The 14,468-nt window shown below is 70.1% G+C and carries 14 protein-coding genes and 1 pseudogene; 7 read left to right on the plus strand and 8 right to left on the minus strand.

Annotation, left to right across the window (positions count from 1 at the left end; translation table 11 throughout):
• Positions 1-52 precede the first annotated feature (52 nt).
• Together A5680_RS14980 and yajC are read right to left on the minus strand one after the other, a co-directional pair.
• Positions 53-592 (minus strand): annotated as a pseudogene (locus A5680_RS14980) (protein translocase subunit SecD); the annotation flags it as partial.
• Positions 593-670: 78 nt separating this feature from the next.
• A complete protein-coding gene (gene yajC / locus A5680_RS14985) occupies positions 671-1,006 on the minus strand; it encodes a preprotein translocase subunit YajC (protein WP_055400896.1) in 336 nt (111 codons plus the stop codon).
• A gap of 209 nt (positions 1,007-1,215) precedes the next feature.
• On the opposite strand from yajC, the gene gabT reads away from it, so the two are divergent.
• Positions 1,216-2,556, plus strand: coding sequence for a 4-aminobutyrate--2-oxoglutarate transaminase (gene gabT / locus A5680_RS14990; RefSeq protein WP_067820557.1), 1,341 nt, complete (start codon positions 1,216-1,218; stop codon positions 2,554-2,556).
• A 148-nt stretch (positions 2,557-2,704) separates the two neighbouring features.
• Complete coding sequence (gene car / locus A5680_RS14995; protein WP_067820560.1) at positions 2,705-6,238, plus strand: carboxylic acid reductase; 3,534 nt, start codon at positions 2,705-2,707, stop codon at positions 6,236-6,238.
• 61 nt (positions 6,239-6,299) lie between these two features.
• Here the strand turns inward: car and A5680_RS15000 are convergent, their stop codons facing one another.
• From A5680_RS15000 to ruvC, 6 genes are all read right to left on the minus strand, one after another.
• Positions 6,300-6,980 carry a hypothetical protein gene (locus A5680_RS15000; protein WP_067820563.1) on the minus strand — a complete coding sequence of 227 codons (681 nt, stop codon included), beginning with the start codon at positions 6,978-6,980 and terminating at the stop codon, positions 6,300-6,302.
• Positions 6,981-7,108: 128 nt separating this feature from the next.
• Entirely contained in the window at positions 7,109-7,495 is a 387-nt protein-coding gene (locus A5680_RS15005) for a DUF1304 domain-containing protein (protein WP_067820566.1), read from the minus strand.
• A gap of 136 nt (positions 7,496-7,631) precedes the next feature.
• On the minus strand, positions 7,632-8,315 hold the full coding sequence (locus A5680_RS15010) for a hypothetical protein (protein WP_055400886.1): 684 nt from the start codon (positions 8,313-8,315) through the stop codon (positions 7,632-7,634).
• Positions 8,316-8,425: 110 nt separating this feature from the next.
• Positions 8,426-9,478, minus strand: coding sequence for a Holliday junction branch migration DNA helicase RuvB (ruvB, locus tag A5680_RS15015; protein ID WP_055400884.1), 1,053 nt, complete (start codon positions 9,476-9,478; stop codon positions 8,426-8,428).
• Positions 9,475-10,068, minus strand: a complete 594-nt coding sequence (gene ruvA / locus A5680_RS15020; protein ID WP_067820569.1) for a Holliday junction branch migration protein RuvA — start codon at positions 10,066-10,068, stop codon at positions 9,475-9,477. The genes ruvB and ruvA overlap by 4 nt, the downstream gene beginning before the upstream one ends.
• Entirely contained in the window at positions 10,065-10,619 is a 555-nt protein-coding gene (gene ruvC, locus A5680_RS15025; protein ID WP_055400880.1) for a crossover junction endodeoxyribonuclease RuvC, read from the minus strand. Before ruvC ends, ruvA begins: the two co-directional genes overlap by 4 nt.
• Positions 10,620-10,800: 181 nt before the next feature.
• Here ruvC and A5680_RS15030 point away from each other — a divergent pair, with 181 nt between their 5' ends.
• From A5680_RS15030 to A5680_RS15050, 5 genes are read left to right on the plus strand one after another with little or no spacing between them, the layout of a single operon-like run.
• Positions 10,801-11,412, plus strand: coding sequence for a DUF4178 domain-containing protein (locus A5680_RS15030; RefSeq protein ID WP_055400878.1), 612 nt, complete (start codon positions 10,801-10,803; stop codon positions 11,410-11,412).
• Positions 11,413-11,422: 10 nt separating this feature from the next.
• Positions 11,423-11,926: a DUF2617 family protein gene (locus tag A5680_RS15035; RefSeq protein WP_067820572.1), complete on the plus strand. Its 504-nt coding sequence runs from the start codon at positions 11,423-11,425 to the stop codon at positions 11,924-11,926.
• Positions 11,923-12,354: a DUF4247 domain-containing protein gene (locus A5680_RS15040; RefSeq protein WP_055400874.1), complete on the plus strand. Its 432-nt coding sequence runs from the start codon at positions 11,923-11,925 to the stop codon at positions 12,352-12,354. The genes A5680_RS15035 and A5680_RS15040 overlap by 4 nt, the downstream gene beginning before the upstream one ends.
• Positions 12,355-12,382: 28 nt before the next feature.
• Positions 12,383-12,838 carry a DUF350 domain-containing protein gene (locus A5680_RS15045; RefSeq protein ID WP_055400870.1) on the plus strand — a complete coding sequence of 152 codons (456 nt, stop codon included), beginning with the start codon at positions 12,383-12,385 and terminating at the stop codon, positions 12,836-12,838.
• Positions 12,835-14,421 (plus strand): polyamine aminopropyltransferase, encoded by a 1,587-nt coding sequence (locus tag A5680_RS15050; RefSeq protein ID WP_067820575.1) that lies wholly within the window; start codon positions 12,835-12,837, stop codon positions 14,419-14,421. Before A5680_RS15045 ends, A5680_RS15050 begins: the two co-directional genes overlap by 4 nt.
• Positions 14,422-14,468: the final 47 nt, after the last annotated feature.

A 14,468-nucleotide genomic window follows, 5' to 3' on the forward strand; every position in this document is an offset into this window, starting at 1 on the left:
TCGCCGGGCTGGTGGGTTTCGCGATCGCGGACACCGCCTACCTCTTCGAGACTTCGGCGGGCTGTCCCGGCGGCGGCGCCTGTCCCGGCGGCGGCGCCTGGCCCGGCGGCGGCGCCTGTCCCGGCGGCGGCGCCTGTCCCGGCGGTGGCGCCTGGCCGGGCGCGGGCTGCCCGGGCGGCGGCGCCTGCGGGGGCTTGGGCTGGGCCGCCTGCGCCGGCATCGAGTTCAGCACCGGGCGGATGTACAGCCGGGCGGTCTGGCCCAGGTTGCGGGCCTCGTTGCCGTCGTTCCCGGGGACGGTGATCACCAAGTTGTCGCCGTCGACCACGACCTCCGAACCGGAGACGCCCAGCCCGTTGACGCGCGCGCTGATGATCTGCTGCGCCTGGGCCAGCGCGTCGCGGCTGGGCCGCGAGCCGTCAGGGGTGCGCGCGGTCAGCGTGACGCGAGTACCGCCCTGCAGGTCGATGCCGAGCTTGGGGGCGGCGCGCTTGTCCCCGGTCAGAAACACCAGCAGATAGACGCCGACGAGCAGCAGCAGGAAAGCGGACAGGTAGCGGGCAGGGTGCACCGGCGCCGAAGACGATGCCACGTTCCTTCTATCTCCTCGAGTATCGGTTCTTACCCCGGACAGAGCCTAGTGTCGCCGAGACGCGCCTCGCGCAAGCGGTCAGGAATCCTTGGTCACCGGGGAGTCGGAGTCGGCCAAGTCGTCGGCGTCGTCGCCGTCGGCCAGGTCCTCGTCGTCGGGCAGGATCCGGTCGCGGATGGCCAGCTTCATCCAGGTGGTCACGACCCCGGGCGCGATCTCGAGGTCGACGGTGTCGTCCGTGATCGCGACGACGGTGGCCTGAAGACCCGACGTGGTGTGCACACGGTCGCCGGCCTGCAGCGACTCGTGCAGGTCGATGGTGGCCTGCATCGCGCGCTTCTGGCGCCGCGACGCGAAGTACATGAACCCGCCCATGATGAGCAGGAAGGGCAGGAACAGAATCAAACTTTCCATGAACGGGCCTGTCTTTTCGTAGTGGCGTCGTACTGGCACTGGAGGCCATTGGGGCCAGGGACGACCCGCGGGCCGCACACCTCGTAACGGCCAGTGTGCCATTGCCGCAGGTCGCCTCCGAGCGCCCCGGTGCACGAGGGGCTGGGCGGCGCGTGGCCGGATAGGCTTGGGGAGCGACGTGACAGGCGCGCCGCGGTGAGGAGAAAATCGTGGCCGGCCTCGAGCAGACTCGTCAGCTGGTCACCGAAATCCCCGGTCCCGCTTCGCTGGAACTGACCAAACGCCGCGCCGCCGCGGTATCCCACGGCGTGAACGTGTCCTTGCCGGTGTTCGTGGCTCGCGCCTTCGGCGGCATCATCGAGGACGTCGACGGCAACCGGCTCATCGACCTGGCGTCCGGCATCGCGGTGACCACCATCGGCAATTCCTCGCCGCGGGTGGTGGAGGCCGTCCAGGCCCAGGTCGCCGAGTTCACCCACACCTGTTTCATGGTCGCGCCGTACGAGCAGTACGTCGCCGTCGCCGAGCAGCTCAACCGGATCACCCCGGGCTCCGGCGAAAAGCGTTCGGTGCTGTTCAATTCCGGCGCCGAGGCGGTCGAGAACGCCGTCAAGGTGGCCCGGGCCTACACCCGCAAGCCCGCCGTCGTCGCGTTCAATCACGCCTACCACGGCCGCACCAACCTGGCGATGGCGTTGACCGCCAAATCCAAGCCGTACAAGAGCGGCTTCGGCCCGTTCGCGCCGGAGGTCTATCGAGCCCCCGTGTCCTACCCCTACCGGGACGGCCTGGTGGACAAGGAGCTCGCCACCGACGGGGAGAAGGCCGCCGCCCGGGCGATCGACGTGATCGAGACCCAGGTCGGCGCCGACAGCCTCGCCGCCGTCATCATCGAACCCATCGCCGGTGAGGGCGGATTCATCGTGCCCGCCGAGGGCTTCCTGCCCGCCCTGCTCGACTGGTGCCGGAACAACGACGTGGTGTTCATCGCCGACGAGGTGCAGACCGGGTTCGCGCGCACCGGCGCGATGTTCGCCTGCGAGCACGACGGCATCGAGCCCGACCTGATCTGCACCGCCAAGGGCATCGCCGACGGGCTGCCGTTGTCGGCGGTCACCGGCCGCGCGGAAATCATGGACGCGTCGCACGTCGGCGGTTTGGGCGGCACATTCGGCGGTAACCCAATCGCTTGTGCTGCGGCACTGGCCACCATCACCACGATCGAAAGTGACGGACTGATCGAGCGGGCGCGACAGCTGGAACGGTTGATCACCGAACCGTTGTTGCGTCTGCAGGCCGGTGATGACCGGATCGGCGATGTGCGCGGTCGGGGCGCCATGATCGCCATCGAGCTGGTGAAGTCGGGAACCGCGGAGCCCGACGCGGAACTGACGCAAAAGCTCTCCACCGCGGCGCACGCGGCGGGAGTGGTGGTGTTGACCTGCGGCATGTTCGGCAACATCATCCGGCTGCTGCCGCCGCTGACCATCAGCGACGACCTGCTGAACGAGGGGCTCGACATTCTCGGCCGGCTGCTTCGCGAAGTGTAAGGCCCGGGGCTCGACCGGCCCGGGTGGGCAATCTCACACCTTCGGCGGGGCGGGCCCATGGTGGAATAACGTTACTTTAGCTAACGTTTTAATGGTCAGCGCATCGTCGCCAAACTGACTAATAACTTTCATTGCAAGGGAATTGCTTATGTCGACCATCAACACCGACGAGCGGCTCGACCGCCGTATCGACGACCTCACCGCCACCGACCCGCAGTTCGCCGCCGCCCGCCCCAACCCGGCGATCGAAGCGGCGCTCGAACAGCCCGGCCTTCGGCTCCCCCAGGTCATCCGGACCGTGCTCGACGGGTACGCCGACCGTCCGGCGCTGGCGCACCGCGAGGTCGAGTTCGTCACGGACCCGGCGAGCGGGCGCACGCGGCTGGAGCTGCTCCCCCGCTTCGAGACCATCACCTACGGACAGCTCGGCGACCGGGTGGCGGCGCTCGGCCGCGCCTGGGCCAACGACGAGGTCCGTGTCGGTGACCGGGTCTGCGTGCTGGGCTTCAACAGCCTCGACTACGCCACCATCGACATGGCGCTGGCCACCATCAGCGCGGTGTCGGTCCCGCTGCAGACCAGCGCGTCGCTGACCTCCCTGCAGCCGATCGTGACCGAGACCGAGCCCACCGTGATCGCGGCGAGCGCGAACCAGCTGCCCGACGCCGTCGAGCTCATCCTGAGCGGACACCGGCCCGCGAAGCTGGTGGTGTTCGACCACCACCCGGAGGTCGACGACGAGCGCGAGGCCGTGGCGAGCGCGCGCACCCGGCTGGCGGACGCCGGCGTGGCCGTCGAGACGCTGGCCGAGGCGCTCGAGCGCGGCCGCGCGCTGCCCGACACGCCGCTGCCCACCAGCGACGAAGCCGACCCGCTGGCCCTGTTGATCTACACCTCCGGCAGCACCGGCGCCCCCAAGGGCGCGATGTACCCGCAGAGCAATGTGGCCAAGATCTGGCGCCGGGGCAGCAGGAACTGGTTCGGCGAGAGCGCGGCGTCAATCACCCTCAACTTCATGCCGATGAGCCACGTCATGGGCCGCGGCATCCTGTACGGCACCCTGGGCAACGGCGGCACCGCCTACTTCGCGGCCAAGAGCGACCTCTCGACGCTGCTCGAGGACCTCGAGCTGGTGCGGCCCACCGAGCTCAACTTCGTGCCGCGCATCTGGGAGACCCTGTTCGGCGAATTCCAGCGCCAGGTGGAACGGCGGCTGGCCGAGGGCGATGCGGGCCCGGAGGCCCGCGAGGCTGTGGCGGCCGAGGTGCTGGCCGAGCAGCGCCAGTACCTGCTGGGCGGGCGGTTCATCTTCGCGATGACCGGCTCCGCGCCCACCTCCCCGGAGTTGCGCAGCTGGGTCGAGTCCCTGCTCGAGATGCACCTGATGGACGGCTACGGGTCGACCGAGGCCGGAATGGTGTTGTTCGACGGCGAGATCCAGCGCCCGCCGGTCGTCGACTACAAGCTCGTCGACGTGCCGGACCTGGGTTACTTCAGCACCGACCGGCCGTACCCGCGCGGCGAGCTGCTGCTGCGGACCGAGAACATGTTCCCCGGCTACTACAAGCGGGCCGAGACCACCGCGAACGTGTTCGACGAGGACGGCTACTACCGGACCGGCGACGTCTTCGCCGAGATCGCGCCCGACAAGCTGGTGTACGTCGACCGCCGCAACAACGTGCTGAAGCTGGCGCAGGGCGAGTTCGTCACCCTGGCCAAGCTGGAGGCCGAATTCGGCAACAGCCCGCTGGTGCGCCAGATCTACGTCTACGGCAACAGCGCGCAGCCCTACCTGCTGGCGGTCGTGGTGCCGACCGAGGAGGCCCTGGCCGGCGGCGACCTGGAGTCGCTGAAGCCCAGGATCGCCGACTCGCTGCAGCACGTCGCGCGTCAGGCCGGGCTGCAGTCCTACGAGGTGCCGCGCGACTTCATCATCGAGACCACCCCGTTCAGCCTGGAGAACGGCTTGCTGACCGGGATCCGCAAGCTGGCGTGGCCGAAGCTCAAGCAGCACTACGGCGAGCGGCTCGAGCGGCTCTACGCCGAGCTGGCCGAGGGCCAGGCCAACGAGCTCGCCGAGCTGCGGCGCAACGGCGCGAACGCGCCCGTGCTGCAGACCGTGACCCGGGCCGCCGCGGCCATGCTGGGCACGGCGAGCACCGAGCTGACCCCCGACGCCCATTTCACCGACCTGGGTGGAGACTCCTTGTCGGCGTTGACGTTTGGGAACCTGCTGCGCGAGATCTTCGACATCGACGTCCCGGTCGGCGTGATCGTCAGCCCCGCCAGCGACCTGCAGGCCATCGCCAACTACATCGAGGGCGAGCGCCAGGGCACCAAGCGGCCCACCTTCGCCGCCGTGCACGGACGCGGGGCGACCGAGGTGCACGCGGCCGACCTCACCCTGGACAAGTTCCTCGAGGCCGAGACGCTGGCCGCGGCGCCCGGCCTGCCCGGGCCCGCCGCCGAGGTGCGCACGGTGCTGCTGACCGGCGCGACCGGCTTCCTGGGCCGCTACCTCGCGCTGGAATGGCTCGAGCGCATGGACATGGTGGACGGCAAGGTGATCGCCCTGGTGCGGGCCAAGTCCGACGAGGAGGCGCGCGCCCGGCTGGACAACACCTTCGATAGCGGCGACCCGAAGTTGCTGGCGCACTACCAGGAACTGGCCGCCGACCACCTGGAGGTCATCGCCGGGGACAAGGGCGAGGCCAATCTCGGCCTGGATGCGCAGACCTGGCAGCGGCTGGCCGACACCGTCGACCTGATCGTCGACCCGGCGGCCCTCGTCAACCACGTGCTGCCGTACAGCGAGCTGTTCGGTCCCAACGCGCTGGGCACCGCCGAACTGATCCGGATCGCGCTCACCACCAAGCTGAAGCCGTACACCTACGTGTCGACGATCGGCGTCGGTGACCAGATCAAGCCCGGTCAATTCGTCGAGGACGCCGACATCCGGCAGATCAGCGCCACCCGCGCGATCAACGACAACTACGCCAACGGCTACGGCAACAGCAAGTGGGCCGGCGAGGTGCTGCTGCGCGAGGCGCACGACCTGTGCGGCCTGCCCGTCGCGGTGTTCCGGTGCGACATGATCCTGGCCGACACCACCTACGCCGGACAGCTCAACCTGCCGGACATGTTCACCCGGTTGATGCTGAGCCTGGTGGCCACCGGTGTCGCGCCCGGTTCGTTCTACGAGCTGGACGCCGACGGCAACCGTCAGCGGTCGCACTACGACGGCCTGCCGGTCGAGTTCATCGCCGCCGCGATCTCGACGCTGGGAACGCAGGTGCTCGACAACATCCCTCAAGGCGACGGGTTCCAGACCTACCACGTGATGAACCCGTACGACGACGGCATCGGTCTCGACGAGTACGTCGACTGGTTGATCGAAGCCGGCTACGGGATCCAGCGCATCGCCGACTACGGCGAATGGCTGCGGCGGTTCGAGGGCACGATGCGCGGCCTGCCCGAGCGCCAGCGCCAGTACTCGCTGCTGCCGCTGCTGCACAACTACCAGGAACCCGAGAAGCCGATCAACGGTTCGATGGCACCGACCGACCGCTTCCGCGCCGCGGTGCAGGAGGCGAAAATCGGCCCCGACAAAGACATTCCACATGTCTCGGCGCCGGTCATCGTCAAGTACATCACCGACCTGCAGTTGCTCGGACTGCTGTAAGCGCAGAAAAGCAATCGCCCAGTCCCCGCGGGGACTGGGCGATTGCTCTTTTGTGTGCGAGTTATTGCTGGGGATGCGGCCAGCGCAGGTACGCGGCGTTGGCGCCCGACGTCGAACGCTCGCGACGCCATCCCCGCTTCGGCTGCGGGTCGGAAGCCGTGCGCGGCTTGGTCAGCGCGCTCGAGGAAACCTCGGCGGGCTCGTAGGCCGATTCCCGGTACGGCTCGACGGCCGGCACGGCTTCCGCCGGCGCCGGCGGCCGCACGTCGCGCGCCAGGCGCACGGCCGTGCGGGCCAGCACCATGCCACCCACGAAGATGATCAGCGCGCCCAGTCCAGAGAAATAGGTGACCTCGAGAACCGCGCGCTTGCGGTCGGTGGCGGCGACCGGGTCACCGGCGGAGCCGATGCCCAGCACCGGCGCGAACTGACCGCCCACGACGAACCAGGCGCCGGCCAACACCGCCAGCCAACCGCCCAGCATCGCCGCCACGCGGTTCCCGGCGACGATCAGCAACAGACCGCCCAGCACGGTCACCGCTCCAGGCAGGACCTCGAGCCACCCTCGAGCCGTGCTCCACGCCCACTCCCGGTCGGGCGTGTACGCGAAATTGAAGCGCGGTCCGACAAACGGTATTAACGCCCCCCAAGCTCCCAAAATGACCAGGAGCAATCCGCTGACCGCGCCACGCGAACGCGGCATGCTCAGCCCGCGGGTCTGGCCGTCTTCTGCGTATTTCATGATTTCCCCTCGTTGAATACCGGGCCTATTTCCGGCCCGGGGTGGGTACCCGGCGGGTTGCGCGTGTAACCCAGGGCCGCCCCGAAAGCACCGTTCCCCGCGGCCTTTTGGGGCTGGTGAGACTGGTGTTACTGCTGAAGTCCGATCAGCAGCAGCACGACCGCGATGGCCGGGAAGGCGCCCTGCGTGACCGCGGCCCGCGCTTTGTCGCGGGCCGACAGCAGCAAAACCACCGCGGCCGCCGCCATGGAGCCGACGCCGGCGAAAATCAGCGCCGCTCCAACGGCGTTGTGGCGCAACGCAATTGCCGCGATGCCCACCCCGGTGACCACCGCCAGGAACAGGTTGTAGAACCCCTGGTTGAAAGCGAGCAGCTTGGTGGTCTCGGCCTCCTCGGCCGTGGTGCCGAAGGTGGCACGGGTGCGTGGCGAGGTCCAGGTCAACGATTCCATCACAAAGATGTAGACGTGCAGTAAAGCCGCCAGCGCGGCGAATACCAGCCCGGCAGTGATCATCGCTCCTCCTCGCGGTTCGAGGCCTGCGTCTCGGCGCGGGTGACTTTACCCACCCGCGGGCGCCCGGACCGCCCCCGACGCGAAATGGCGCCGGTAGCCATGGGCTACCGGCGCCTCCCGCCGTAGGTGTTACCGACTAGACGCCGGCGTGGTGGTGGCGGTGGAACAGGCCGCCGCCGGTGCGTCGACCGAACAGGCCACGCCCGGTGCGTTCCCCCGCCTCGGGCTCGGCCGCCACCCGGTCGGTCCGCGCCGCGACCGGTCCGCGCGTTTCGTCGTACATCGCCGGTTCGCCCGCAGGCGCGGCTGCCACCGCGGCGGGTTCCCGCGCCACGACGTCACGCGCATGCCGCACGGCCACGCGCGCCACGGCGGCCCCGCCCAGGAACACGATCAGGGCGCCCAGCCCGGTGAAGTAGGTGACCTCGAGCAGGGCTCGCTTCAGGTCCGTCGACGCCACCGGCGAACCGACGTCGCCGATGCCCAGGGTCGACGCGAACGCGCGACCGACCACGAACCAGGCGCCGCCCGCGACCGCCAGCCAGCCGCCGAGCACGGCGCTGGCGCGGTTGCCGGACAGGAGCACCAGCAGGCCACCGAGGGCCGTCGCGGCCCCCGGAAGCACCTCGAGCCAACCCTTGGCCGTGGTCCACGTCCACGCCGGGTCAGACATGTAGGCCCAGTCGATGTTGGGCCCGAAGAAGGGCACCAGGGCGCCCCAGGCGCCCAAGATAATCAGCAGTAGCCCGGTCAGCGCGCCGCGGGAACGCGGCATGTACAGCGCTCGAGGGCGGTCGTAGTCGTAGCGCCTGGTCCTCATCAGAATCTCCTTAGGTATCGCTGCTGTGAGCTTGGTTACCCGACGGCGCCGACGAATAACCGACCGCGAGGACGGCTCAAAGGTCACGATTTGGCCGCGACGGCTCGCCGCTAGTCGAACAGGCCGGGTTGTCCCAGGCCGACGGCCCCCGCCGGCGGGCTCATGCCGAGGTGCGTCCACGCCTGCGCGGTCGCCACGCGGCCGCGCGGTGTGCGCGCGACCATCCCGGCGCGCACCAGGAACGGCTCGCACACCTCCTCGACGGTGGTGGCCTCCTCGCCCACGGCCACCGCCAGCGTCGACACGCCGACCGGGCCGCCGCCGAAACTGCGGGTCAGTGCCGACAGCACCGCCCGGTCCAGCCGGTCCAGGCCCAGTTCGTCGACGTCGTAGACCGCCAGCGCGGATTTGGCCACGTCGCGGGTGATCACCCCGTCGGCCCGCACCTCCGCGAAGTCGCGGACCCGGCGCAGCAGCCGGTTGGCGATGCGCGGCGTCCCGCGCGAGCGCCGGGCGATCTCCTCGGCCGCCTCGGCCCCGAGCTCGATGCCGAGGATGCCCGCGGAGCGGGCCAGCACCCGCTCCAGCTCGTCGGGCTCGTAGAAGTCCATGTGCGCGGTGAAGCCGAACCGGTCGCGCAGCGGGCCGGTCAGCGCGCCGGAGCGGGTGGTCGCGCCGACCAGCGTGAAGGGCGCCACCTCGAGGGGGATGGACGTCGCCCCCGGACCCTTGCCGACCACCACGTCGACCCGGAAGTCCTCCATCGCCAGGTAGAGCATCTCCTCGGCGGGCCGCGCGATGCGGTGGATCTCGTCGATGAACAGCACGTCGTGCTCGACCAGGTTGGACAGCATGGCGGCCAGGTCGCCGGCGCGTTCGAGCGCCGGACCGGACGTCACCCGCAGCGACGAGCCGAGTTCGGCCGCGATGATCATGGCCAGCGACGTCTTGCCCAGCCCCGGCGGGCCCGACAGCAGGATGTGATCCGGTGTGCCGCCGCGGTTCTTGGCCCCCTCGATCACCAGCTGCAGCTGTTCGCGGACGCGGGGTTGGCCGATGAACTCGCGCAGCGATCGCGGGCGCAGGCTGACGTCGATGTCGCCCTCCCCGACGGCCAGCGCCGGGGACAGCTCGCGGTCGGCGTAGTCGTCGGGGCCGGTCATCGGGACTTACCCAGCAGCGACAGGGCGGCGCGCAGCGCGCCGGACGTCGTCGTGTCCTGTTCGGCGGCCAGCACCTTGTCGGTGGCTTCCTCGGCCTGCTTGGCGGCGAAGCCCAGGCCGACCAGCGCCTCCACCACCGGACCGCGCACCGCGTGCCCGTTCACCACGGTTGCGCCCCCGGTCGCACCCGCCGCACCGACCTTGTCCCGCAGCTCGAGCACCATCCGTTCGGCGCCGCGCTTGCCGATCCCGGGCACCCGGGTCAGCGCGGCCACGTCGCTGTCGTGCAGCACCTGCCGCAGCGCCGACGCGTCGTGAACCGCCAGCGTCGCCATCGCCAGCCGCGGGCCCACGCCCGACACCGTCAGCAGCGTGAGAAACAGGTCGCGGGTGTCGGTGTCGGTGAACCCGTACAGCGTCATCGAGTCCTCGCGGACCACCATCGCGGTGATCAGCCGCGCCTCGCCGCCGGTGCGCAGGGTCGCCAGCGTCGACGGTGTCGCGTTCACCCGGTACCCGACGCCGGCGGCCTCGATGACCGCGTGATCGAGCGCCACCTCGAGCACCTCACCGCGCACCGAGGCGATCATCGCGCCGCCTTCAGCTTGGCCAGATACTTGTGCCGCTGCTGTTCGGCCAGCGCCTCGGCCGCGGCCATCCGGGCCATCATCGGCGCCCGCCAGCAGTGACAGATCGCCAGGGCCAGCGCGTCGGCGGCGTCGGCCGGTGTCGGCTTGGCTTGCAGCGCAAGGATTTTGGTGACCATGGCGGTGACCTGCGCCTTGTCGGCGGCGCCGTTGCCGGTCACCGCGGCCTTGACCTCGCTGGGGGTGTGGAAGTGCACGTCGATGCCGCGCTTGGCCGCCGCCAGCGCCACCACGCCGCCGGCCTGCGCGGTGCCCATCACCGTCGTCACGTTGAGTTGGGAGAACACCCGCTCGATGGCCACCACGTCGGGTTGGTGCGTGGCCAGCCAATGGTCGACGGCGTCGCTGATGGCCAGGAGCCGTTTGGCCAGGGGCGCGTCCGACGGGGTGCGCACCACGTCGACGTCGAGGGCGACCACGCTGCGCCCGCGCCCGCTTTCCACCACCGACAGCCCGCATCGGGTCAGCCCGGGGTCGACGCCCAATACGCGCATTGCCCGCTCCCACCTCTAGAACAGCTGTTCGATACCCTAGCGGCCGGGACCGACGGCCCCGCGGACGACACGCGGCGGCGCCGCCAATTCCCGCGTCGGCACGTTGCAACGCCGAACCGGCCCAAAAGCTGTTAGCTTTAGCCCACGTTCGCTCAAGCCATGTGGCAACGGAAGGTTTCGCGTGGGATCACTCCTGGTCATTATCGCGATCGTGCTGTTCATCGCGTCCATCGTGGTGCTGATCATCGCTTTGCGGCGGCCCAAGCAACCGGGGCCGCCGCGCGGCCGCACCGATCCCCTCTCGTTCAACGCGATGCCGGAATTCGGCCCCCGCCAGCTCGGCCCCGGCGCCATCGTCAGCTACGGCGGGATCGACTACGTGGTGCGCGGGTCGGTGACCTACCGCGAGGGCCCGTTCGTGTGGTGGGAGCACCTGCTGGAGGGCGGCGACCAGCCGATCTGGTTCAGCGTCGAAGAGGACGACGGGCGCCTCAAGCTGGCCATGTGGGTCAGCCGCAAGGACGTCACGCTGCAGCCGGGCGAGCAGTACGTCGTCGACGGGGTGACGTTCCACGAATCCGAGCGCGGTCGCGCCTCGTTCACCACCGAGGGCACCACGGGCCTGCCGGCGGGCGGCGAGATGGAGTTCGTCGACTGCGCCAACGCCGACGAGTCCGTGCTGCTGTCGTTCGAGCGCTGGGCGCCGGGCATGCCGTGGGAGGTCTCCACCGGCAAGCCCGTGCTGACCGGCGAGCTGACCGTGTATCCGGCGCCCCCGCCCTCCTCCCCCTAGGGACGCGTCGGTGCCGTTTCATCAGCTCGCCGTGGCTCCTTCGGACGTGTCCGGGCAGAAGCTCGGGCTCGCCCTCAACGCGCCCGCGCCGCCGCCGCTGGCGACCTGTCTCCTAGGCCACCCCGACGGCGGAGCGCTGCTGCTCGGCGTGCTCGGCGCGTCGCACGTCGTCACGGTCGAGCACGCCGCGGGCCGGTTCTCCGAGGAGGTTTCGTGCACCGCGCGCGGGCTCGGCGTCGATCTGCCGGAGCGCACCGCCGCGCCCGGCTATGTCCTGGAATCCCACGTCGACAAGTACGACGAGGGCACCTTCCGCCGCATGGCGCGCGACCTGCGTGACCGTTGCGCGCGGGAAAAGGGTTGGCTCGGTGGCTCTTTCCCCGGTGACGACGCCGCGCTGACCGCGCTGGCCGCCGAACCCGACGGCGCCGGTTGGCACTGGCGGACCTGGCACCTGTATCCGGCCGGCAGCGGCGGGATGGTCGTGCACACCACCAGTCGGTGGCATCCGTGAGCCGCAACCGCCTGTTCGTGATCGCCGGTGTGCTGGCCGTCGCCGCAATCGCCTGCCTGGTGCCCGGAATCATGTTGCTGAACAAGAACATTGGGTCCTACATCGCCAGCCACTATCACGAGTACGCCCACGACGCGAACGGGACGCGTTACGAGTGCAGCGGATCGGCCGACGACGTGGCCGACACGCTCGCGGAGTATCAGGCCCCCGAGGCGCGTGCGGCCAACGGCGACAACGAATACCTGCGCTACAGCAACAACATCGTGACGATCGGGCCCGACGGCAGTCACCCCTGCAGCATCCGCCTGGAAGGCCTCAGCGGCGGATACAGCCACGGCGCCTTCATCTTTCTCGGCCCCGGATTCACACCCGGCTCCCCCTCGGGCGGCGCGGGGGGCAGTCCGGGTGGCCCGGGCGGAGTTAAGTGACCCAGCCGGTATCGCAAAGGAGACAACCATGTACCTCGCGCTCGATTTCGGAGCCACCAACTTCAGCACCATCACCCAGGGCGTGGTCGCCGTCGTGCTGTACTTCGCGGTCGGCGTCGTCGTCCTGATCGCGGGCTTCCTGATGGTGGACGTCCTCACGCCCGGAAACCTGCGCCAGCTGGTATTCATCGACAAGCGGCCCAACGCCGTGGTTCTCGCGTCGGCCATGTACATCGCGCTCGCCATCGTCATCATCAGCGCGATCGCGAGCAGCTACAGCCAGCTGGGGCAGGGACTCGTCGGCGTGGCGGTGTACGGGTTGGTGGGCGTGCTGTTGCAGGGCGGGGCGCTGTTGATCCTGCAGATCGCGGTGCCCGGCAAGTTTCGCGAGCACGTCGACGAGCCGGAGCTGCACCCGGCCGCGTTCGCCACTGCGACCATGCTGGTGGCGGTCGGAGGAGTGATCGCCGCCGCCATCTCATGACCGCCACGGACAGCCGCACGCCGGCGCCGGTCGCATCGACGGCGTTCTCGGGGCGGTGGCGGGCCGTGCTGCTGGCCGCCGTCGCGGCCTGCGCGGCGTCCGGCATCATCTACGAACTCGCGCTGCTGACGCTGGCCGCGAGCCTCAACGGCGGCGGCATCGTCGCCACCTCACTGATCGTCGCCGGCTACATCGCCGCGCTCGGGGTGGGCGCCCTGGTGGTCAAGCCGCTGCTGGCGCACGCGGCCGTCACGTTCATCGCGGTCGAGGTGCTGCTCAGCATCGTCGGCGGCCTGTCCGCCGCGGCGCTGTACACGGTGTTCGCGTTCATCGACGACGAGTCGATGTGGATGCTGGCGTTGGGCACGGCCCTGATCGGGGGGCTGGTCGGCGCCGAGGTGCCGCTGCTGATGACGATGCTGCAACAGGGGCGCACGTCCGAGGCGCCCGACACCGGCCGGACGCTGGCCAACCTCAACGCGGCCGACTACCTCGGCGCGCTGCTGGGCGGGTTGGTGTGGCCGTTCCTGCTGCTGCCGCAGCTGGGCATGATCCGCGGCGCGGCGGCCACCGGCATCGTCAACCTGCTCGCCGCGGCCGTGGTCGCCATTTTCGTGCTGCGCCAAGTCTTTTCGCCCCGCCAGCTGGCGACCGCGCTGTGCGCGCTGGCCGCCGCCCTCGCGTTGCTGGCCACGCTGCTCGCACGGTCGGCCGACATCGAGACGACGAGCCGCCAACGGCTTTACGCCGACCCGATCATCGCCTACCAGCACTCGGCCTATCAGGAGATCGTCATCACCCAGCGCGGCAACGACATGCGCCTGTACCTGGACGGGGGCCTGCAGTTCTCCACCCGCGACGAGTACCGCTACACCGAGAGCCTGGTCTACCCCGCGCTCGGGGCGGGCGCGCGCTCGGTCCTCGTCCTCGGCGGCGGCGACGGGCTGGTGGCCCGCGAGCTGCTGCGGCAGCCGGGCATCACGAGGATCGTGCAGGTGGAACTCGACCCCGCGGTGATCCAGCTGGCGCGCACCACCATGCGCGGGGCGAACGGCGGTTCGCTGGATAGCCCGCGGGTCAAGGTGGTGATCGACGACGCGATGCGGTGGTTGCGCTCGCCGCACCCCGACGTCGTCCCGCCCGGGGGCTTCGACGCGATCATCGTGGACCTGCCCGACCCCGACACCCCGGTCCTGGGCCGGCTGTATTCGACCGAGTTCTACGGGCTGGTCGGGCGGGCGCTCGCCGCCGACGGGCTGATGGTCGTGCAGGCGGGCAGCCCGTTCTCCACGCAGACGGCGTTCTGGCGCACAGTCTCGTCAATCCGCACGGCCGGCTACGCCGCGACGCCCTACCACGTGTACGTGCCGACGTTCGGTGACTGGGGTTTCGCGCTGGCGCGCCGCGGCGGCAGCGCGCCCACGCCCACCGTGCCGCCCAACGCGCCGGCGCTGCGCTTCCTCAACCAGCACGTGCTCGACGCCGCCATGGTGTTTCCCGACGACACCCGCCCCCGCCCGCTCGAGCCGTCGACGCTGGACAATCCCCGCATCGTCGAGGACATGCGGCACGGATACGACTAGATCTGATGGCGCCGACCCGCTTCGCCCGGCGCTCTGCGCCGCGCTTG

It is taken from the genome of Mycobacterium sp. E2989, assembly GCF_001667595.1.
In the GTDB taxonomy this organism is placed as follows: domain Bacteria; phylum Actinomycetota; class Actinomycetes; order Mycobacteriales; family Mycobacteriaceae; genus Mycobacterium.